We start from the raw sequence: 20,408 nt of genomic DNA, 5'->3' as shown, positions 1-20,408 counted from the left end.
TCTTCACATCTGCCTCCCGGGGATAGTGACTGTTGACTGTCAGCCTACGTGTTATCGCTATGCCGTGCTATTCGCTGCCCGGTTTCCTGCTCATTTTTCACTGTGCGCGGAACACTTCATTCTCAGCTCATTACCAGGGGGTGCATGAAAGAATGTGGATATGACAGCTATTGCAACAGCACAGGCAACTATCCATACCAACATCGGCGATATCAAGGTAAACCTTTTTGGGAATCACGCGCCGAAGACCGTGCAGAACTTCACTGGTCTCGCCACGGGAGACAAATCCTGGACTCATCCCAAAACCGGGGAGGAATCTACCAAGCCGATGTACGACGGCACCATTTTCCACCGTGTCATCAAGGACTTCATGATCCAGGGCGGCGACCCTCTGGGACAGGGAATCGGCGGACCGGGCTACCAGTTCGACGATGAAATCAACCCCGACCTCGACTTCACGGCACCGTACAAGCTGGCCATGGCCAACGCGGGGATCCAGGGTGGCCGTGGCACCAACGGATCGCAGTTCTTCATCACCTCGGTGCCCACCACGTGGCTGCAGGGCAAGCACACCATCTTCGGCGACGTCACCGATGAAGCCTCCCGGGCTCTCGTTGAGCAGCTCAATGCGATCCCTACCGACTCCAGGGACAAGCCACTCGAGGATGTTGTGATCAATTCGATCACGGTAGAGCAGCTCTAAAGCCCACATGACATACGGAATCCCGGCGGATCAGCCGCAACAGGAAGTCCCCGTGTGCCCCCGACACGCAGACCGCGTCAGCTACGTCCGCTGCCAGCGGTGTGGCAGGCCAACGTGTCCGGAGTGCCAGCGGCCGGCGGCCGTCGGGATTCAGTGTGTAGATTGCGTGAAGGAAAGCGCACGCAACGCCCCCACCCCACGAACCATCTTCGGAGGGTTGGCCCGGCAGGGAAAACCGATCCTCACCTTCTCGATCATCGGCGTCTGCGCAGTGTTGTTCCTGTTGCAGAATCTCATTCCCGGTTTGACCGGGGCGTTGGCGTACGCGCCTGCCTATACCTCTGAGTTCATTCCCCCTGAACCCTGGCGGATGCTGACGGCCGCATTCCTCCACTCCACAGGATTCCTCCTCCACATTGCCTTCAACATGTACGCGCTGTGGATTATGGGTCAAGCCCTTGAGCCCCTGCTGGGACGCGCCCGGTTCCTGGTGCTGTATCTCCTGGCAGCCTTCGGCGGCTCAGTCGCCGTCCTGCTGCTATCGAACCCCCTCCAGTCGGTGGTGGGAGCCTCCGGAGCAGTGTTTGGCCTGTTCGGCGCAATGTTGGTGGTACAGCGCCGGAGGGGCGGTGATGTGCGCCAGCTGGTGGTCCTGATTGCCATCAACGGCGTTCTGGGCTTCGTGGTACCGGGTATCTCCTGGCAGGCCCACCTCGGGGGGCTCCTGACCGGTGCTGCCGCCGCGGCGATCATCGCCTACGCCCCCAAGGGGAGCAACCGTGCCCTGATCCACTGGGGCGGTCTGGCAGGTCTGGCCCTCATCTTGGTGGCCCTGACGTTGCTCGGCGCCACCCTGGTTCAACTTCCCCTCCGCTGAACGTTGTCCACAGGGTTTATCAACAGCGGGGATAACTTACACACATGTAATTCCACAGGTGTGGATAAGCATGGGCCCGGATCTTAAGGGAATGAGCCCCCAAATCCCCAAAGTTACCCACACCTGTGGATAACTTAGTGCACAACATGTGTACGAAGCATGGAGCCCGGCTTCTCCGGGGTGGACCAGCCACGAAAAAGCGCCCGCGGTAATCCCGGAGAGTGGCCCAAGGGGCCCCTCCCACGGTAACCGCGGGCGCTTCGTGAAAGGAGGGGTCAGCGCCACCGGGTGGTCATCAGGAATCCAACAATGGCCAGACCGAAGCCAATCAGGATATTCCACGAGTCGATCGAGGGGATGGGGAACCGAGCCTCGGACACGTAGTAGACAATGATCCAGAGGAGGCCCAAAATCATCAGGCCAAACATTACTGGCTTGTACCAAACCGGGTTGGGCTTCGGTTCGGTGGAGGCGGGGGTGTTGGACTGGGTCGGCTTTTTACGGGACTTCGACTCGGGCACTGGTCCTCCTAGATGGGTGAAGCCAAAGCAGCTTCGCCATGGTGTTTACCCTCACAAGGGCTCGGCAGTCGGTGATTACACAAGCTATCCTGAAAAAAAGGATCAATGTCATCAGCACGGTGGAACCCTAATTCTAACCAATGAACCGGTCGCAGGGTGCCTCACCCTCCACGCTTGTCGGTGGTAGGTACCCGTCACGAACACGGTCAGTGCTGACAACCCCGGTCTTTACCGCTTTGATAGTTCAATGATTGGCAGTCCACGAGCACTATGTCCAAGACCACCCGCATTTTGGTTATCGACAACTACGACAGTTTTGTCTACACCCTGGTCGGCTACCTTCAGGAACTGGGTGCCGAGACGACCGTGGTGAGGAACGACGACGTCACGCTGGCTGAGGCGATAGCTCTCGCCGAGGTGCGCGATGGTGTACTGATCTCCCCCGGCCCCGGAACGCCGGCTGATGCTGGGATCTGCGTCGACATGATCAGGTGGTGTGGGGCGAATTCCCTGCCCATGCTCGGAGTCTGCCTGGGTCACCAAGCCCTCGCTGAAGCCTTCGGCGGGACAGTCACCCACGCTCCAGAGCTGATGCACGGCAAGACCTCGCTGGTGGAGCATGATTCCGGCAGCATCTTCACCGGTCTCCCTTCGCCATTGACGGCCACCCGGTACCATTCGCTGGCAGCGGTGAGCGAGGTGGTGCCGCCGGACCTGGTGGTTACCGCCCGGACGGCCAGCGGTATCATCATGGGCCTGGAACACAGGACAGCCCCGCTGTGCGGGGTGCAGTTCCATCCCGAGTCAGTCCTCACCGAGGGCGGCTACCGCATGCTGGGGAACTGGCTCGAGTCCCTGGGGCTGACAGGTGCAGCCGAAAAATCCTCCACCCTGAGCCCACTCATCACCAAGTAGGAAATACCCGTCAGGGCTCCTCCGGTGCTTCCGACGGAGTCTCACCGGCTGATGGGGTGGTTTTAGGATCGCTGGAGGGCTCCTCTTCCGGGACGGGTTCAATCGCCACGGTCAGAACGATTTCAGTACCCGGGGGGACGGTCGATTCAGGGTCGACACTCTGGTCGGTCACGACGTTGGGGTCGACGACGGCGTTCTCGACTTCCTCCACCCTGACGGTCAGGCCGCGGACCGGATCTTCAAGCAGTGCGGTGGCCTCATCGATGGGCAGCTCGATCACCCGCGGTACTTCCACCAGTCCCGTCGAGAGCACCAGATCCACCTCCGAGCCGACCGGTACTGATTCCCCCGCTGCGGGGCTGGCGGAAATTACCCGGCCAGCGGGAACCGTTGCGCTGTTCTCCTCGGTGACTTCTCCCCCGCTCAGATCTGCTGACGAGAGAGCGTCGCGGGCAGATGACTCTGTCATTCCCATGATGGCTTCGGGGATTACCGCCTCGGAGGGACCTTCGGAGATGGTCACATTGACTGTGGACCCCGGTTCGATGTCGGCTCCGGCCCCCGGATCGGAATCAATCACCAATCCCGGGTCGATGGTGTCACTGAAATCCTCTTCGAACTGCGGGCGCAGATCTGCTGCAAAAATGGCATTTGCTGCCTCATCCTGGGTCATTCCTGCGACGGACGGAACCTCTTGCAGCACCGGGCCCTCGGGCTGGGTATTCAAAAGGTTGAACAGCACAAACGTTCCACCAGCGAGGACCAGGGCCACGATGATGAAGAACGTGGTGGTCCAGGCGCGGCGGGTGGCACGACGGCGATCGTCGTTTTCATCGTTCCGATCGTCGAAGGTTCGCGGCATGGGCAGTAGAGGCTGCTCGTCGGTGACGGGCCCCGAGCTCATAGAGCCGCCGGCTAGCACCTTCGCCATGGCGCGGGTCTGGGGTCCCTCGTCGACTGTAGCCGCGGGCAGGGTCGAAAAGGCCTCGGTCGCTCGCTCCTGGGTAGATGAAAGGATCACTCCCCGTCGCGCGTCCTGCAGTGCGGTGCGGAAGGCGACGGCATCCTGGAAACGGTCCTGGCGGTCCTTCTCCAGGGCTCGCTTCAACACTGCGTCCAGCGCGGGTGACACCTCAGGATTGAACTGGCTCGCGGGTTTTGGTTCCTCCCGGACATGCTGATAAGCCACCGAGACGGGGCTGTCGCCGATGAAGGGTGGGCGGGCGGTGAACAGTTCGTACATCAGACAACCGGCGGAGTACAGGTCACTGCGCGCGTCGACTGTCTCCCCCCTCGCCTGCTCGGGTGAAAGGTACTGGGCGGTCCCGATCACAGCCTGGGTTTGGGTCATGGTGGCGGCGGAGTCGGCGATGGCTCGGGCGATACCGAAATCCATCACCTTGACGTTGCCCTCGGGGGTGATCATTACGTTGGCGGGCTTGATGTCGCGGTGCACAATTCCGGCTTTGTGGCTGTACTCCAGCGCAGACAGGACCCCCACCATGTGTTCGGCCGACTCATCGAGGGAGAGCTCATCCGCTCGGATCAGGTCGCGAAGGGTCCGCCCGGCCACGTATTCCATCACGATGAACGGCACCCGGACATCGTCGATCGAACGCCCTGCAATCTCTTCTTCGCCGGTGTCGTAGACCGAAACAATCGTGGGATGGTTCAGAGCGGCAACGGCCTGCGCCTCCCGGCGGAACCGCGACTGGAACAGGGGGTCCCTGGCCAGGTCCCGGCGCAGCACCTTGATGGCGACCGACCGGCCCAACCGGATGTCACGGCCGAGGTGGACATCGGCCATGCCGCCACGGCCGATGAGCTCACCTACTTCGTAACGTCCGTTGAGGACCCTGTCAGTGGTCACGTGGTTGCCTTCCGCCTGCATCTGATCGTATGGGAAGCGCTATGGCGCTTCAGTGGTGGGTGGGGGACTGGTGGCGGTGGGTTCCTCCGTCGGCGGTGGTGTGGTCACGACGGGAGGACCGGAGGACACCACATAATTGACAGTGCTCCCCGGTTCAACTTCCGAACCTTCGCCGGGGTCCACACTGAGGACAGTTCCCGCTGGTTCTCCGGACTCTTGTTCGCCAGTCCGGGCGCCGCTGAGTCCAGCGTTGGCAAGAGACTGGGTAACCTCCTGCTCCGTTGATCCAATGAGGCCGGATGGTACTTCCACCGGGGCGGGCCCCGAGGAAGCTGTCACGGTGACGGCCGCTCCACGTGCGAGGGTGCCAACCGGGCTGACACCGAGAACGAGTCCCTCAGCAATGTCGGAGCTCTCTTCGACCGTGGTGACTGCCAAACCCAGTGCTGCGAGTTCGTCCACTACTTCGCCCACGGGGCGACCCTCAAACTGGGCGGCGCTAATGACGATCTCCGGGGCTTCAGTGGTTTCAACAGGTTCGGTGGTCGGCTCTTCCGAAGGGGTCTCCGACTCGGTCTCCGTTTCTGTTGCCGTTTCCGTTTCCGTCGCAGAGGCGCTGGTGGAGGGACTGGCGGAAGTTGATGTTACCGGCGGGACGGTCGGATCGTCGTCGGCCCCGGAGAGAACCGGCCACAGGAAGAACAGTCCGACGGCCAGACCCACCAACAGGAACAGTAGAACCAGGGGTATCAGCCACGGACTGCGTCCACGGGATTGCTCGACTGGATCGCCGCGGTCGATTTCTTCTTCCTGCCATTCGCGGGATGCACCTACGGCCCCCGCTCCGGCCGCAGCACCGACCACCGGCATTGACGATGTCGACGTCGGCACGACGCGCGTGGCCGACGTCGTAGCCGCGGGGACGGGTGCGGTGATCGGGCCAGTGTTGCCACCGAAGAGCAGCATCCCGGGGACGGCGGCCTCGGCCGCGCGGATGTCATTCCGGCGGATGGCAGCGACTGCCTGGGCCAGGAGCTCGGCATCCGCTGGACGGTCGGCCGGGTCTTTGGCGAGCATAGAGGCAATGAGGGCGCGGACCGGCCGCGGAATGGTTTCCGGAAGGGGCGGTGGGGCGTCATTGACCTGCGCCAGCGCGATCGCGATCTGCGATTCGCCTGAGAAGGGCCGTCGACCGGCCAGAAGCTCGTACCCGATCACGCCCAGCGCGTAGATGTCACTTGACCCGGTGGCAGCCTGGCCGGTTGCCTGCTCAGGCGCCAGGTACTGGGCGGTACCCATGACCTGCCCGGTCGCGGTCAGCGGCACCTGGTCTGCCAGCCGCGCGATACCGAAGTCGGTGATTTTGACTCGTCCATCGGGAAGGATCAGCAGGTTGCCCGGCTTCACATCCCGGTGCACCAGTCCCTGACGGTGGGCAACCGACAGAGCCGTTGCTGTCTGACCGACGATGGACAGGGTGCGGTCGGGTGAAAGGATCTGTTCGCGCTCGATAATGGTGGACAAGGGCTGGCCAGGAACCAACTCCATGACGAGGTAGGCAGATCCGCCCTCCTCGCCGTAGTCGAAGACATTGGCGATTCCGTCGTGGTTGAGCAGAGCGGTGTGGCGGGCTTCGGCGCGGAAGCGGTCAAGGAAATTGGGATCACCCGTATATTCCTCTTTGAGAATCTTTATGGCAACCTCGCGGCCCAGGACCTGGTCCATCGCCTTCCAGACCTCACCCATTCCGCCAATGGCGATCCTGTCGGTCAGCTTAAACCGACCGCCTAAGGTGATACCCGATGTAGGTCTCACTTATTCAACACCGCCTCAATCAATTGCTTAGCGCTTGGACTTGTTAGTTGGCCACCCGTCGCGATGTCCACGTTCTGCATCACGATCGACACCACCACCTCCGGGTCGTCAGCCGGAGCGAATCCGGTGAACCAGGCGTTGTCACCCTGCCCTGATACCTCCGCCGTTCCGGTTTTACCCGCCACCTCAACACCGGGAATGGCAGCTGATCGAGCAGTGCCGTTGTTGACGACATTGACCATCCAGTCAGTGAGCTGGTTGGAAGTATCGACGCTGATCGACTCGCTCAACACCTCAGGCTCGGGTGCACTGATGCGTTCGAGGTCGGGGGCACGCAGGGCCTTCACCAGGTTCGGTTTCATCAGGACTCCGTCGTTGGCGATTGCTGCATTCACCATGGCCATCTGGAGTGGGGTGACCCGGACGTCGAACTGCCCGATAGCCGACTGGGCGAGCTCAGGCTCGGAGGGTGCTTCCGGGAACTGGCTGGCCTCGACCCGAACAGGGATGCCGAAGGTTTCACCGAAACCGAAATCCTGTGCCTGCGCCAGGACTGCTTCGGCGCCAAGGTCCCAGGCGATCTGTGCAAACGGGGTGTTGCACGACTGTTCCAGTGCGAACTCGAGCGTCGCGGTTGTCTGGGACGCGCAGCCGCCGTTGACGAAGTTCGGAAGGCCCACATCAGTGCCGGGCAGGTCCAGGACTGCAGGGTTGGGGATGACAGACTCGTCGTCGAAGTCTCCCGATTCCAGCGCGGCAGCGGCGACCACTAGCTTGAAGACTGACCCCGGCGCCACCAGGGATTCGGTGGCCGGGTTGAAGTACGGGGAAAGCCCGGGCACGGTCGATAGTTCCTCAAGGTTCTGCAACACAATTGAGGTGTCGTGTCCGGCCAGGAGGTTCGGGTCATAGGAAGGCTTGGACACCATGGCGATGATGTTGCCGGTTCCGGGTTCCATCACCACGATCGATCCCTGCTGGCCATCCGGGATCAGATCCCAGGCGAGTTGCTGAATCTCCGGGTCAATGGTGAGTTCCACCGAGGCGCCCTGGACCTGGGCGCCCGAGAAGAGCTGGACGATGCGGTCGTAGAACAACTCGTCGCTTGTGCCGGACAGTTCGTCGGCCATCACACTTTCCAGGTGTGTGGCGCCGTTGGCTAGCGAGTAGAAGCCGGTGAGGTGCGCGTAGAGGTTCGGCTCGTTGTAGACCCGCTGGAAGTTGAACTCGTCGTCTGAAGGGACGGATTCGGCGACCGCTCGTCCGTCGACCAGGATCGAGCCGCGGTTCTTCCCGAAGTCCTGCAGCAGCGACCGGTTGTTCCAATCGTTGTCGCTCAACGCTTCGGCTTCAAAAAACTGGACAAAGGTGAGGGATCCAAGGACCAGGGTGAACATTGCCAGCGCCACCAGCCACGCGCTTCTTATTGCCTGGTTCACGGGGTAACCTCCCTGGATTGGCCGGTGAGCGATCCGGTGCGGAAATCCTGAGGGTCAGGGAAAGAGTCTTTCATCGGCCCGGTGACCGCCGGACGGCGAGCCGACTCGGAGATGAGAAGCAGGATGGCGACGATGATCCAGTTGGCGAGCAGCGACGATCCGCCGGCGGACATGAAGGGTGTTGTGAGACCGGTCAGGGGTATCAGTCGGGTCACTCCGCCCATCACCACGAAGCACTGCAGGGCGATGGTGAAGGATAGGCCGCACGCCAGCAGCTTCCCGAAGCCATCCCGGGTACCCAGTGCGGTGCGGATACCTCGGGAGACCAGGAGGACGAAGAGCATGATGATCCCGAAGAGTCCGATCAGGCCTAGCTCCTCACCGAGGGCGGCGATGATCATGTCGCTGTTGGCGTAGATCACCAGATCCGGTCGTCCTTCACCGAGACCTGTCCCAAAGAGGCCGCCGTTGGCCAGCCCGAAGAGTCCCTGGACCACCTGGAAGCTACTTCCTGCCTCCCGGTTAAAAACTTCCGGGTCGAAGGCGTTAATCCAGCTGTCGATGCGTAGCGAAACATGGCTGAACAATTGGATCGCGGCGAACCCGCCGGCAATGATCATCAGCAACCCGATGAGGATCCAACTGAACCGGCTGGTGGCGACATAGATCATCACCATGAACAGGCCGAAGAACAGCATGGACGACCCCAGATCGCGCTGGAAGATCAGGACGCCGATGCTGACCATCCACGCGGCCACCATCGGGGCCAGGTCCCTGAACCGTGGCAACTGGACCGGGCCAACCTTCTTGCCCGCAAGCAGGATCAGGTCCCTGTTGGTGGATAGATAACCGGCGAAGAATATTGCGAGGGTGATCTTGGCGATTTCGCCTGGTTGGAACGTTCCGAAACCAACGTTGATCCAGATGCGGGCGCCGTTGATCTCCAGGCCCAGGGGGGTCAGGGGCAGCAGGAGGAGGACGGCGCTTGCGATCAGGGAGATATAGGTAAACCGGCGGAGAACCCGGTGATTCTTGAAGACCAGCAGGACCGCAATGGATGCTGCCATGGCAACGGAGGTCCAGAGGAACTGGCTTTCAGCGACAGTGGTGTCGTTCGCCAGGTCGATCCGGTAGATCATGGCGAGCCCAATACCGTTCAGAGCAATCACGATTGGAAGTATTACTGGATCGGCATATTTTGCCCTGACCCGCAGCACCAGGTGGAAGACCAGGGCAAGCCCTGCGAGGACGCCGCTCTGGGTCCAGAATGCGGAGTCCAACGGGTTGTCCTTGTCGAGGCCCACAATGAGGTTCGCGCTGATCGCGACTCCCAGGGCAACCACAAGAAGGAGGGCTTCGATGTTGCGTCGGGACTTGGGAGCTGTCAGGACGTCGCTCATGATGTCTCATCTCGGCAGTCTTGTGTACCACGCGGGGCCGCTTCTGCACTGCTCTCCGGGCTGGGTCTGCTGCGGGTTGGCTCGGCGGAGGGGTCCGCGGAACCGGTGGGGGAAGCGGAGGGGGACTCTGACGGCTCATTGGAGGGCGACTCTGACGGGCCATCGGACGGTGAGGGCGAGGCCGATGGCGACGAAGATTCGGGTGGGCACGCCACGGCACGCAGATCACCACGGAGATCCTCCACAATGCGTTGGGCGTGCTCGAGGTCCGTGGCTGGTAGCGAACTCGCCACCCGGGCGCGCTGATACTCGGGGAGGTTGGAGACGGGGATGTCTGTCTCCTGATCGAGGTGGCTGAGGCGGACCGGGCCGATGGTCTGTGACACTCCATTGAAGATGGCGACGTTGTCCTCGTATTCGGCGACGTAGTACCGGGTCTGGGTCCAGGCGTAACCGAACCAGAGCACTGCAACAAGAATGAGCGACATCAGGCTCAGGAAGGCGGGAATGAGCCAGCGCTTGCGCATCCCGGACGGCTCATCGGCGTCGTCCTCCAGAAATTCGCTGTCGGCGGCACGATGGGTCAGCATCATGGCGGCACGGCGTTCAGTGGTGCGTTGGGTGACGATTGGGATCTGACCGGTTTCGGTGGCCAGGGCCGCTGACCCTACGAGCAGGTGCGGCCTGGTAGAAAGGTCCTGGCGGATTACGTCGGCGCGGAATGCGGTGCCAGCGGCGGGTTGCACGGGCGAGGGTTCGTCCTTCTCACCCGCTGCTTCCTTGGCCGGTGGGATCGCAGTAAGCGCGGCGGTGCGGAGGTCCTCCGGGGTGGTTTCGGCGATCTCGACGACGGCGATCGTGACGTTGTCGGGTGACCCGCCGGCGAGGGTCAACTCGACGAGAGTATTGACGCAGTCTCGAAGGTCAGTGGTTTCACGAACGATCCGTTCGATCAGGTTGTCGCTGAGCACCGCGTTCAAACCGTCCGAGCACAGCAACCACCGCTCACCCGCTGTGACCTCGAAGGACTGCAGGTCGAGTTCAGGACTGGCGTCAACGTCCCCCAGAACCCGCATCAGCACATTCTTGTGGGGGTGCACGTCGGCTTCTTCAGGCCGGAGACGTCCTTCATTGATGAGGCGCTGCACAAATGTGTGATCGACGCTGATCTGCTCAAACACATCATTTTTGAGCCGGTAGGCACGGGAATCTCCGATGTGCGCGAACTCAAGATGGTTACCGCTGAGCAGGAGGGCGGTGACAGTGGTTCCCATTCCGGCCAGCTGCGGATTGGTACTGACCAACTCGGAAAGGAGGGAATTGGCGGTCTGGATCTCGTCGGCAAGCTGATTGGCGGCTTCGCCCTCGTCGAAGCCTTTCCGGTCCAGGTGAACCAGGTCCAGGACCGTCGAGGCGGAAGCGATGTTCCCGCCTGCGTGCCCGCCCATGCCGTCAGCCACAACCGCCAGGTATCGCCCCACATAGGCGGAATCATCATTCTTGGCGCGGACCATACCGACGTCAGAGCGTGCAGCGAAACGCATGATGTAGGCCAACGCTTATGACCTCAATTCGATGACCGTCTTACCGATCCGGACAGGAACGCCCAGATCAACAGGCAACGCGCGGGTCAGCTGGCTGCCCGCGAGGAAGGTGCCGTTGGTGGACCCGAGGTCCTCAATGAACCAGCGGCTGCCCTGGGGAAAGAGGCGTGCGTGGCGGCCGGAGGCATAGTCGTCCTCAAGGACGAGGGTGGCTTCCTGTGCTCGGCCAAGCAGGATGGGGCTCGATGCCAGTTGAAGGGTGGTTCCCTGCAACGGACCCTCGGTGACCACAAGCGTTCTTGCGGTGACCCGGGGCGGTGCTTCCTCGACCAGTTCCGGGTGCTTTCGCACCTGCCGGGCCGAGGGGGTGCCCAGGCGGTTACGACTACCAACGACGAGATCCTGTCGAAGCGCGCTCACGACGCTGATCACCAGGATCCAGATCAGCACCAGGAAGCCGTACCGCAGCACCGTGAGGGTCAGTTCACTCAGGTCGCTCATTTCTAGCGGCCACCATTCGGTACCGGGATGAGCCGGAAGGTCATCCGGGTGCGGCCCATAGTGATGATCGATCCATCCGACAGGTCAGTCTCTCCCTGGACTCGCTGCCCATTCACATAGCTGCCGTTGGTTGACCCGAGATCGACGGCCCGGGTGCTTCCACCCTGGGTGCGGATCTCGAGGTGCTTCCTGGACACGCCGGTGTCGTCAACCAGGATGTCGGCCTCTGACGAGCGTCCCAAGATGATCGATCCGGCATTCAGCGAGTAGCGCTGGCCGTCGAGGTCGAGCACTGGCTGTAGCCGCGTCGGTTGCCGGGTGGGAGCATTGGGGGTGGTCGGTCTGCGGGGACCCGCCTGCTTTTCCGTCGCCGAATCCACTTCAAACACGCCGGCCTTCAGCTCCGCATCGCGGGTAAAGGACACTTTGACAGGTCCACGCAGGGTGTAACCCTGGCTGTTGACGTGTTTGATCACGACGTCGCACAGTTCTTCAGCGAGCGTTGAGCCCCATTCCTGGGCCAGGGCAAAGTCCGAGTCGGAGAGGCGGGCGGTGAACACATTGGGGGCAAGGGTGCGACCCTCAGTGAGGGTAATGGATTTGTTGTCCAGCTCCCGACGCAGGGCGCTGGCAATCTCGACAGGCTGTACCTGGGACCGTGATCCGGTGGAGAAGGCGCCGCGGACCATCTTTTCCAATCCGCGTTCCACGTTGTCCAAAATACCCATCTGCTGCCTCCTCACCGTTCGCCTGGGTGGTTGGTCGGTACACCAACCACAGCCCAAGTTTGTGTGCGAAGGCATGGTCAACGTACCGACATGATCAGTTCGATACTACTGGGGACCTCTGGAAAAGGCCTTAACCACCGATTTCTGCCGGGCACTAAGTGATAACGATTCCTCGACTCGCGGCACCGTCCGCGACCACAAGAGCCGGAATCTTCAGGGTGCGGGCCGGACGTTTAGGTGTTTGCCGTGATGCTCCGTTATGCTTATTTCTGCTGTTCGTGGAGCTCTTCAAAGGTAGTTTTGAAAGATCCAGAGTGGTTGCGCGCGAGTGGCGGAACGGCAGACGCGCTGGCTTCAGGTGCCAGTATCCGAAAGGGTGTGGGGGTTCAAATCCCCCCTCGCGCACGACAAGACCCCCGGTTATCCGGGGGTCTTTTTCGTTAAGACGCAACCTGGCCGCGGGTCCTCGCCATCCCGTGGGAATACATCCTCTACTGGAAATCCCGAGACCTGGTGGTCGCTTTCATGGTGAGGATCTCAAATTTGTCAGCCACAACATTCACCACACCCTCCGAGGACCTTTCCAGCATGCCCCGGACCAGTACCCCACTGGACTCCCTGGCAATACGCCGATACCTCTGCCATACCCCGACGGAACAGATAACATTCACCAGCCCCGTCTCATCCTCAAGATTCATGAAGGTAATACCGCTTGCAGTAGCGGGCCGTTGCCGGTGTGTGACCACTCCTCCCACCTCCACTCTTCGCCCCGATTCAGCCTGAATGAGATCTTCCGCTGTGAGGACACCACGCTTGGTTAGGGTCGATCTGAGATGGCGTACTGGATGGTCATCCGGGGTGATACCGGTAGACCAAAGGTCGGATGCGACCCTGTCCGCGGCTGTCAGATCAGGGAATAGCGGGGGCTGGATGTAGACGGTTGTTCCCTTCAACTGTCCAGCCCGCTCTGTCGCCGCAGGGCCAGCGTTCCAGAGTGCCTCCCGTTCCGACAAACCCATTGATTCAAAGGCCCCGGCAGCGGCCAACGCCTCAAGTTGGGAGGCGTTGAGTTCGGTACGTCGTGCCAGGTCGGCCATGTCACTGAACATGCCATTGGTCTCTCTTTCCGTGACAATCAGTTCTGCGATTCTGGTACCGATTGACTGGACGCTATCAAGCCCCAACCGCACGGCGAAGTTGCCATCCCGGCGATGGAGTGTCGAGTCGAAGGCTACCTTTTTGTCAAATGGACCGACCGCGGGTTGCTTCTGCTGGAGGCAGGAGCCCATTCCTGTAGGGGATGCGGTGCCGCGTTGAACCAGACCAGATAGTGGCTCAAGGTCAGCGTGTACCCCCGAGTGCAGCAGATCCGGTCGGAGGACTGTCACTCCGTGACGACGGGCATCAGCCACCAGTGTCTGCGGTGAGTAGAAGCCCATGGGTTGTGCACGCAGTAGTGAGGCGAGAAACGCACCTGGATAGTGCAAACGCAACCAGGCGCTGGCATATACCAGGAGAGCGAAACTAATTGAATGGCTTTCAGCAAAACCAAAATTGGCGAAGGCCTGGATCTTCAGGTAGATCGAATCGGCTGTCTCACCGGTGATCCCATTGGCTGCCATCCCGGCATACAGTTTGTCCCGCAGCGTATCGATGCGCTCCAGTCCGCGTTTGGACCCCATCGCCCTGCGCAACTGGTCGGCGTCAGCTCCTGAACAGTTTCCTACCACCATCGCCATCTGCATCAGTTGTTCCTGGAACAACGGCACACCAAGTGTCCGTTCCAGTACCGGCTCCAACTTGGGATGGAGATACGTGACCTTTTCCTCACCGAGTTTTCGCTTGATATAGGGGTGCACAGCGCCGCCCTGGATGGGTCCAGGCCGTACCAATGCCACCTCAATGACCAGGTCGTAAAACTCCCTGGGTTGAAGACGGGGAAGCATTCCCATTTGGGCGCGACTTTCCACCTGGAACACGCCGATGGAGTCAGCAAGGCAGAGCATGTCATAGACACCCTGCTCTTCCTTGGGGAGGCTGTGGAGGTCCCACTTTTCGCCGAAGTGTTTCTCAGCCAGGTCAAAGTTGTACTGGATGGCGGCAAGGATTCCCAACCCCAGCAGATCAAACTTCACCAGACCCATCCAAGCGCAGTCATCCTTATCCCACTGAAGGACTGTTCGATCCTCCATCCGTCCATACTCGATGGGGCATACTTCACCGACAGGCCGGTCAGTCAGCACCATTCCCCCAGAATGGATACCCAGATGGCGCGGGAATTTAAGGACGCTTTGCGCCAGTTGAACCACGGCGTCGGGAATGTCATGGTCATCACTTGAGACCAGTGCTCCCCAGCGCTCCACCTGCTTGGACCAGGCGTCCTGCTGGCCTGGACTATGGCCGAGAGCTTTGGCCATGTCACGGACCGCAAATTTAGGACGGTACGTAATGACATTTGCCACCTGGGCCGCGTTGAACCGTCCGTACTTGTTATACACGTACTGGATTACCTCCTCGCGGCGGTCGGAATCGAAATCAACATCGATATCTGGCTCCTCATCGCGCATGCTGGAAAGGAAACGTTCAAACGGCAGGTTGTAAAGAATCGAATCAACCGCTGTGATCTCCAACAGGTAACAGACCGCCGAGTTTGCTGCCGATCCCCGTCCCTGGCACAAAATCCCTTTGTTCCGGGCAAAGTGGACCAGGTCATGAACGATCAGGAAGTAACCCGGAAAATTTTTGTCCTCAATGACGCGGAGTTCCTTCTCGATCCGTTCCACTACGTCCCGCCGCCCGGGATACAGCTTCTCGGCACCCTGCCACACCAGCTTCCTGAGGTAGCTCATCTGGGTGTGACCGTCCGGAAGGGCGAGGTTGGGTAGCCCGGGTTTGACGCTCCGCAGCCGGAAAGCCAGATCATCTGCCAGCTCAACGGTTCGTTCAACGGCTCCGGGATAGGCTGCGAACCTGGCTGCCATCTCTGCACCGCTCCGCAGATGGGCCGCCCCAGCAGCGGGGAGCCACCCGTCCATCGCATCGAGGCTTCTTCTGGCGCGCACTGCAGCCAGTGCCGTTGCGAGCCGGTGCTGGACGGGGGATGCGTAGTGCACATTGTTGGTGGCAATGACTGGAAGCTTCAGCCGCGCGGCAACGGCAGCCAACTCATCATTGAAGGCACTGTCCAACGGGTTTCCCTGGTCCATGAGTTCAACGGTTACGTTATCCTTCCCGAATAGATCAATCAGGTTTCCTGCCGCCGCCTCCGCGCCGCGCCTACCATCACGGACCAGGGCCTGACGGACGGCGCCTTTTCGGCATCCTGTGAGGATCATCCAACTGTTCGAGGCGTGGCCGGCCAATGAGTGATAACTGTAGGAAGGCTTTCCTTTCTCCGAGCCATCGGCCAATTGTGCAGCGGTGATTGCTCCGGCGAGGTTGCGGTACCCCTGCGCTCCACGGGCAAGAATGAGCAGGTGGCTACCTTCCGGATCGGGCACCCCGTTCTGTGGCTTCGACAGATCGATGGAAAGCTCAGCACCAAACACGGTGGACAAATTAGGGTACTTCTCGGCAGCTTCCGCGAAACGGACCACCCCATAGAATCCGTCATGGTCGGTCAAAGCCAGCCCCTGCAGCCGCAACCGGTGCGCCTCCTCGATCAGCTGCTCTGGGCTGGAGGCTCCGTCGAGGAAACTGAAGTTCGAATGAACATGCAGCTCTGCATACGGGACCACAGGACCCGTGGGTTCCGGCTCGGGCAGCTGAGGTGGCAGATAAGGCTGACGTTTATGGGACCAGGCAGGACTGTCACCACCGTCAGCTCCTGCAGGAGGCGCGCCGGGGCGGCTACGGTCGGAAAGAGTGCGTTCAAACTCTGACCACGAAATGGGGGGATTATTGAATCCCATGGCACACCCTCAATATTTCGGCAGGCATTTTTGCTCTAGTCATAGCTGGCTTCAGCCCACCACCGGTGATCCTCCAACAACAGCAACCAGGCTGCCCCCGTGGCATCAACCAGCTGGAATCGATTGAGTGTTCGGCCTGAAGAATCCCACCAGCGTTCGGTGATTGGCCAAGGTCCAGCCCAATGATGGACAGTCATCCTGACGGTCACCCCGGGGGGAGAGAATTGAGTAGGCACATTGATGAGCATTCCTCGGTGGTCAACGTCAACGGAGCCTCCCTGAGCATCCAGAACCTGTACCTGTTGTGGCTCATCGAAAACGGTGGCTGGTGCAGGGCCAGGAATCTGCCCGGGCCAGGGCTGGCTTGACGCCGCCGGTGTCACTGGACCACCAGGCGGTGAGTCCCCCCAGGGGATGAACACCCTACGGTCCTTGAACATCCGTCCACCAGCAATCGAAGCTGTTAGAACAGCTCCGTGGCCCAACATGCTTTGCACCCGGGCAAGACCGTGATGGATACTTTCATCCGGTCCAGTGCCCCAGAGCCCATCGGCGTGGTCCCCAAGATCCTCAACGGTGTCAGGAATGGTGTGAACCCGGGCAATTCCCGACTGCAACCCATGCTCAATCAATCCCCCACCCTGCAGTTGCCATCGCACGCGATCGAGGACGTCTTCGGCATCGAACCAGCGTGGATGACGCCAAAGCCGTTCTGAGACCTCACCTGATTCCGAGTGCAGGACCACCCTCAGAGCGGTACAGACGAGTCCCGTTTCACGAAGGCCTTCCACAAAGCTCTCAGCGGCAGTCCTAAACGCGAAAGCCAGCTGATCTATTCGCACCAATGCCGGCTCGAAATCGACGGCAACGTCCAATTCCGGTGGTGGAGTTCGCGCCACCACGCTGCCGTGGTTAAGCCCGCATGCATTACGGTGGGCAAGGGCACCTTCGATACCGAACCGGTTACGCACATCCCCTGCAGCCAGGGCAGCAAAATCGCCAAGCGTTCTCATTCCAAGCCGCTTCAATAGGACAGCGAGCTTGGGTTCCTCCAGTACCTCCAGCGGGAAGGAACCCAGAAACTGGGCAGACCCCCCTGCCGGTACCACCCAGACTGGATCCTGTTCCACCCCCACAAGGACTTCGGTGGCGCGTGCGGCGTGTTCCGCCGCGAAAGGTGAATCGGCGATGCCGATCCTGGCAGCGGTCAGGCCCAGGGCAGTCATGGTGGCGAGGAGCGCAGCAGCAGCAGGCGTCTCCCCACCGTAATATCTGCTGGGGCCCAGGATTTGGATGGCACATAACCCTGGCCTCACCAACTGGACCCCCGGCATGATCTGCTCGATGGCGGCTACGACAGGTTCGAAGACCCGTTCATCAAGATCCGGATCGTAGTGTTTGACAGTCAGGTCAGGACACCTCGCCTGCGCTTCACGGACCCGGAGTCCACGCCTCACGCCTTCCAGGCGGGCGGCAGGAGAACAGGCGAAAACTTCCCCCCTGTCTATCAGGGCAAGCGGGGCGGTGACGGGAATGGCATGATCACGCAAAGTTGCCGTAATCGGCCAGTCGGGGCACCACAGCATCATGGTTCTGGTGGCACTTTGTCCAGGTGCCAGGGTAGGTGCGCGTGAAACCATCAGGCACTCACCATTCTCGGGACAAAGCGGTGAACGTCCCTGTTGTTGGCAGTACCGTTCAGCTGGGGCCATCCGCCGTGCTTCAGTTCGGCCAGTGAGAGATCCACGCTGCGAGCGTGACCATTGTTTGCCGTGGCGGTGATTCTTAACTGGCGGCTCTGAAGGTGGCCCGATCCACTACCTAGGCCTCCCCACCTGTTGTCGGAAACGCTGAGGACAGCCTCGCTTTGAGGCCAGGATCCGATGCTGATGAGGGCCGCACCACGTTGCCTCAGCCTGGCTTTGAGACGGGCCGCATCCGATCCTGTGATGGTGGCCGGGGTCTTGGTCAGAATGATCGACACTACATCCATCATTGCTGCCGTCACAGTGAGCCATTGGCCATCCAGATGGGGGATGAGGATGAGTCGATCAAGTTCGATACCCAGATGTGCTGCAGCCTCAACATTGAAATCGGGGATTCCAATGACAGCGCACCATGCACCAGATCCCGAGGGGCCAGCAAGGAGAGCCATCGCAAGAGTGGTGGAATTCTCCACCATGTAGGTGCCTCCTGCCATCAAGCCGCCACCGGGAAGGATCCTGCCAAGGGCTGGAACAGTAGGCAGCCTCCGGGACCCCAGCCGGCTGCTTTGCATCTGGTTGATCTTCTCCTGCAGCGCCGATTGACTACCTTGAGACGGGGCCGGATCGGTGGACAACAGGTCATGGTCCATGGGGTACCCCGGTGTGTTAACGGGGCGGATGGCTACAGAACTCACCCTTTAATATTCGAATATATCTTCTATTAAGTCAATCGGTTTCTGCGGCTTTCACACCCACCAAAATGTTGCATACGGCTACCCCGGAGTACCCTATCCTCATGTGCGGACGTTTTGTGGTGGCAGGGTCAGACCAGGATCTCATCGACCTGTTTGACGTTGACTTCGTCGACAGGTTTCTCCCGGTTCCTTCCTACAATGTGGCACCCACTGATACCGTGCGGTTGCTCCTGGAGCGACTCGATGAGGCCCCCGGTGACCCCATCAGGCGGCTGACCACCGCACGGTGGGGATTGGTTCCCTCCTGGATGAAGGATCCCAAAAAGGGACCGCCCTTGATCAACGCCCGCGCTGAAACCATCCTGGAAAAGCCTTCCTTCCGCAATGCTGCCTCCCGACGACGCGGCATCGTCATGGCCAACGGCTACTATGAGTGGGAAAAAGGCCCTGAGGGTAAGATCCCTACCTATCTTCACGGTGAAACAGAAGACATGCTCGCCTTCGCCGCGCTCTACGAATACTGGCCGGATCCGGCACTACCTGAGGACCATCCTGAGAAATGGCTGCGCAGCTGCACCATCATCACCACCACGGCCAGCGACACCCTGGGACATATTCATGATCGAACGCCACTCATCCTGCCCGCTGATCTTTATTCCGATTGGCTGGACCCCAGGCTGACCGCAGCCGCTGATGTCCAGGCTCTGATGGATGCCATCCCGGAACCCACGCTGGTACCCCGGGTTGTCGGCAAAGCTGTCGGATCGGTTCGTAACAACGGCCCCCAGCTGATCGATCCGGTCCACTCCGCATGAGAACACCCATACAGGACTTCTCGGTCCTGGTCATCAGTTCCCACCGCGATCTACACCTCATCAATCTTGTCGACGGCCTGAACCGATCAACCCTGAAGCCCACAGAGCTGGTGATCGCCTACATGGGCCAACCGAACCCGGCGCCTCTGAAGTCGTCAATTCCGGTGCGGGTGGTTCACTGTGCTCCCACCAACTCTTCTGCCCTTCCCCTGGCCGCCGCCCGTAATGCTGCGGCGACAGCTGCAACGACGGCCACACTCATTTTCCTGGACGTGGATTGCATTCCCGCCAGCACGCTGTGTGAAACCCTGGTGAATGACCTCCGCGTTGCCGGTGGCCTGGTCATGGCGCAGCCCAGATACCTGGGAGCTGCTGGTTTCCCCCCTGACGAGGGCGACGGCGGTCTGATGCGGGCGTCAATTCCCCATCATGCCCGCACCTCGCTGGCGCCACCCGCGGGTGAGCCGCCGGCAGCCACCGATCGGTATGAACTGTTCTGGTCTCTTGGTTTTGCCGTTGCAGCAGCAGATTTTGAACTGATCGCCGGCTTTGATGAGTCCTTCACCGGTTACGGCGGTGAGGACACTGATTTCTCCTTCACCGCGCGGAACAAAGGTGTCCGGCTGTCGTTTTCCGCAGCCACCATGTTCCATCAGCACCACGGGGTCACCCGGCCACCCCTGCAGCATTTTGCCGATATCGTGGCGAACTCACGGGTGTTTGGTGAAAAGTGGGGGCGGTGGCCCATGACTGGCTGGTTGGCAGCCTTCGCGGACCTCGGGTACATCAAGTGGGTGACCGACGCACGAACCATCGAAGTGATCCGCCACCCTACCGCCGGAGAAGTGGCAGCGGCGCGGGTGGACGCTCCGTACTAGGGCGTGTCTCCTTATTGTTCGGTGAGGTCTTTGGGATGCTGGTGGTATGTCACGTACTGCTGTTTTGTCGGATGCTCAGTGGGCTCGGAT

16 protein-coding genes and 1 tRNA gene are annotated in these 20,408 nt (G+C 60.7%); 6 read left to right on the top strand and 11 right to left on the bottom strand.

Features of this window, described 5'->3' with window-relative positions; translation table 11 throughout:
- The first annotated feature begins 160 nt into the window (after positions 1-160).
- Both IWX64_RS11930 and IWX64_RS11925 read left to right on the top strand, forming a co-directional pair.
- Positions 161-703: a peptidylprolyl isomerase gene (locus IWX64_RS11930; RefSeq protein WP_196867348.1), complete on the top strand. Its 543-nt coding sequence runs from the start codon at positions 161-163 to the stop codon at positions 701-703.
- A 7-nt stretch (positions 704-710) separates the two neighbouring features.
- The gene (locus IWX64_RS11925) at positions 711-1,580 is read left to right on the top strand and encodes a rhomboid family intramembrane serine protease (protein WP_196867347.1); all 870 of its coding nucleotides are present in this window, start codon (positions 711-713) and stop codon (positions 1,578-1,580) included.
- Between the two features lie 275 nt (positions 1,581-1,855).
- Here IWX64_RS11925 and IWX64_RS11920 read toward each other — a convergent pair whose 3' ends face one another.
- Entirely contained in the window at positions 1,856-2,101 is a 246-nt protein-coding gene (locus tag IWX64_RS11920) for a cell division protein CrgA (RefSeq protein ID WP_196867346.1), read from the bottom strand.
- 270 nt (positions 2,102-2,371) lie between these two features.
- On the opposite strand from IWX64_RS11920, the gene IWX64_RS11915 reads away from it, so the two are divergent.
- A complete protein-coding gene (locus tag IWX64_RS11915; protein WP_196867345.1) occupies positions 2,372-3,016 on the top strand; it encodes an anthranilate synthase component II in 645 nt (214 codons plus the stop codon).
- 10 nt (positions 3,017-3,026) lie between these two features.
- On the opposite strand, the gene pknB is transcribed toward IWX64_RS11915, so the two are convergent.
- Genes pknB through IWX64_RS11880 form a run of 7 tightly spaced genes read right to left on the bottom strand, consistent with a single transcriptional unit; the run spans position 3,027 to position 12,313 of the window.
- A complete protein-coding gene (pknB, locus tag IWX64_RS11910) occupies positions 3,027-4,907 on the bottom strand; it encodes a Stk1 family PASTA domain-containing Ser/Thr kinase (protein ID WP_442859053.1) in 1,881 nt (626 codons plus the stop codon).
- A gap of 18 nt (positions 4,908-4,925) precedes the next feature.
- A complete protein-coding gene (locus tag IWX64_RS11905) occupies positions 4,926-6,701 on the bottom strand; it encodes a protein kinase domain-containing protein (protein ID WP_196867343.1) in 1,776 nt (591 codons plus the stop codon).
- Complete coding sequence (locus IWX64_RS11900) at positions 6,698-8,140, bottom strand: peptidoglycan D,D-transpeptidase FtsI family protein (RefSeq protein ID WP_196867342.1); 1,443 nt, start codon at positions 8,138-8,140, stop codon at positions 6,698-6,700. The genes IWX64_RS11905 and IWX64_RS11900 overlap by 4 nt, the downstream gene beginning before the upstream one ends.
- Positions 8,137-9,540, bottom strand: a complete 1,404-nt coding sequence (locus tag IWX64_RS11895) for an FtsW/RodA/SpoVE family cell cycle protein (RefSeq protein WP_196867341.1) — start codon at positions 9,538-9,540, stop codon at positions 8,137-8,139. The genes IWX64_RS11900 and IWX64_RS11895 overlap by 4 nt, the downstream gene beginning before the upstream one ends.
- Entirely contained in the window at positions 9,537-11,084 is a 1,548-nt protein-coding gene (locus tag IWX64_RS11890) for a PP2C family protein-serine/threonine phosphatase (protein ID WP_245345503.1), read from the bottom strand. Before IWX64_RS11890 ends, IWX64_RS11895 begins: the two co-directional genes overlap by 4 nt.
- Positions 11,085-11,099: 15 nt before the next feature.
- Positions 11,100-11,585, bottom strand: a complete 486-nt coding sequence (locus IWX64_RS11885; RefSeq protein ID WP_281064503.1) for an FHA domain-containing protein FhaB/FipA — start codon at positions 11,583-11,585, stop codon at positions 11,100-11,102.
- Positions 11,586-11,587: 2 nt separating this feature from the next.
- Entirely contained in the window at positions 11,588-12,313 is a 726-nt protein-coding gene (locus tag IWX64_RS11880) for an FhaA domain-containing protein (RefSeq protein ID WP_196867340.1), read from the bottom strand.
- A 322-nt stretch (positions 12,314-12,635) separates the two neighbouring features.
- On the opposite strand from IWX64_RS11880, the gene IWX64_RS11875 reads away from it, so the two are divergent.
- Positions 12,636-12,718: transfer RNA gene (locus tag IWX64_RS11875), tRNA-Leu, on the top strand.
- Between the two features lie 86 nt (positions 12,719-12,804).
- On the opposite strand, the gene IWX64_RS11870 is transcribed toward IWX64_RS11875, so the two are convergent.
- The 3 genes from IWX64_RS11870 to IWX64_RS11860 are packed head-to-tail and all read right to left on the bottom strand — an operon-like array spanning position 12,805 to position 18,625.
- Complete coding sequence (locus IWX64_RS11870; RefSeq protein ID WP_196867339.1) at positions 12,805-16,224, bottom strand: error-prone DNA polymerase; 3,420 nt, start codon at positions 16,222-16,224, stop codon at positions 12,805-12,807.
- Positions 16,225-16,259: 35 nt separating this feature from the next.
- Positions 16,260-17,810, bottom strand: a complete 1,551-nt coding sequence (locus tag IWX64_RS11865) for a DNA polymerase Y family protein (protein ID WP_334683273.1) — start codon at positions 17,808-17,810, stop codon at positions 16,260-16,262.
- A gap of 53 nt (positions 17,811-17,863) precedes the next feature.
- Positions 17,864-18,625, bottom strand: coding sequence for a hypothetical protein (locus tag IWX64_RS11860; RefSeq protein ID WP_334683270.1), 762 nt, complete (start codon positions 18,623-18,625; stop codon positions 17,864-17,866).
- A 101-nt stretch (positions 18,626-18,726) separates the two neighbouring features.
- On the opposite strand from IWX64_RS11860, the gene IWX64_RS11855 reads away from it, so the two are divergent.
- Positions 18,727-19,440, top strand: a complete 714-nt coding sequence (locus IWX64_RS11855; protein ID WP_196867337.1) for an SOS response-associated peptidase — start codon at positions 18,727-18,729, stop codon at positions 19,438-19,440.
- Entirely contained in the window at positions 19,437-20,318 is an 882-nt protein-coding gene (locus tag IWX64_RS11850) for a glycosyltransferase family 2 protein (protein ID WP_196867336.1), read from the top strand. Before IWX64_RS11855 ends, IWX64_RS11850 begins: the two co-directional genes overlap by 4 nt.
- Positions 20,319-20,408 lie beyond the last annotated feature (90 nt).

The organism is Arthrobacter sp. CAN_A212, assembly GCF_015752345.1.
Classification (GTDB): domain Bacteria; phylum Actinomycetota; class Actinomycetes; order Actinomycetales; family Micrococcaceae; genus Arthrobacter_D.
Note: the sequence above shows the minus strand (reverse complement) of the source record. Positions and strands in the feature narration are given on the sequence as shown.

What these genes read in the sequence shown, in the direction of transcription:
- IWX64_RS11930 (WP_196867348.1), top strand. Translation starts at nt 161, where the DNA reads ATGACAGCTATTGCAACAGCACAGGCAACTATCCATACCAACATCGGC.
- IWX64_RS11925 (WP_196867347.1), top strand. Translation starts at nt 711, where the DNA reads ATGACATACGGAATCCCGGCGGATCAGCCGCAACAGGAAGTCCCCGTG.
- IWX64_RS11915 (WP_196867345.1), top strand. Translation starts at nt 2,372, where the DNA reads ATGTCCAAGACCACCCGCATTTTGGTTATCGACAACTACGACAGTTTT.
- pknB (WP_442859053.1), bottom strand. Translation starts at nt 4,907, where the DNA reads ATGCAGGCGGAAGGCAACCACGTGACCACTGACAGGGTCCTCAACGGA.
- IWX64_RS11895 (WP_196867341.1), bottom strand. Translation starts at nt 9,540, where the DNA reads ATGAGCGACGTCCTGACAGCTCCCAAGTCCCGACGCAACATCGAAGCC.
- IWX64_RS11890 (WP_245345503.1), bottom strand. Translation starts at nt 11,084, where the DNA reads ATGCGTTTCGCTGCACGCTCTGACGTCGGTATGGTCCGCGCCAAGAAT.
- IWX64_RS11885 (WP_281064503.1), bottom strand. Translation starts at nt 11,585, where the DNA reads ATGAGCGACCTGAGTGAACTGACCCTCACGGTGCTGCGGTACGGCTTC.
- IWX64_RS11880 (WP_196867340.1), bottom strand. Translation starts at nt 12,313, where the DNA reads ATGGGTATTTTGGACAACGTGGAACGCGGATTGGAAAAGATGGTCCGC.
- IWX64_RS11870 (WP_196867339.1), bottom strand. Translation starts at nt 16,224, where the DNA reads ATGGGATTCAATAATCCCCCCATTTCGTGGTCAGAGTTTGAACGCACT.
- IWX64_RS11865 (WP_334683273.1), bottom strand. Translation starts at nt 17,810, where the DNA reads ATGCTGTGGTGCCCCGACTGGCCGATTACGGCAACTTTGCGTGATCAT.
- IWX64_RS11855 (WP_196867337.1), top strand. Translation starts at nt 18,727, where the DNA reads ATGTGCGGACGTTTTGTGGTGGCAGGGTCAGACCAGGATCTCATCGAC.
- IWX64_RS11850 (WP_196867336.1), top strand. Translation starts at nt 19,437, where the DNA reads ATGAGAACACCCATACAGGACTTCTCGGTCCTGGTCATCAGTTCCCAC.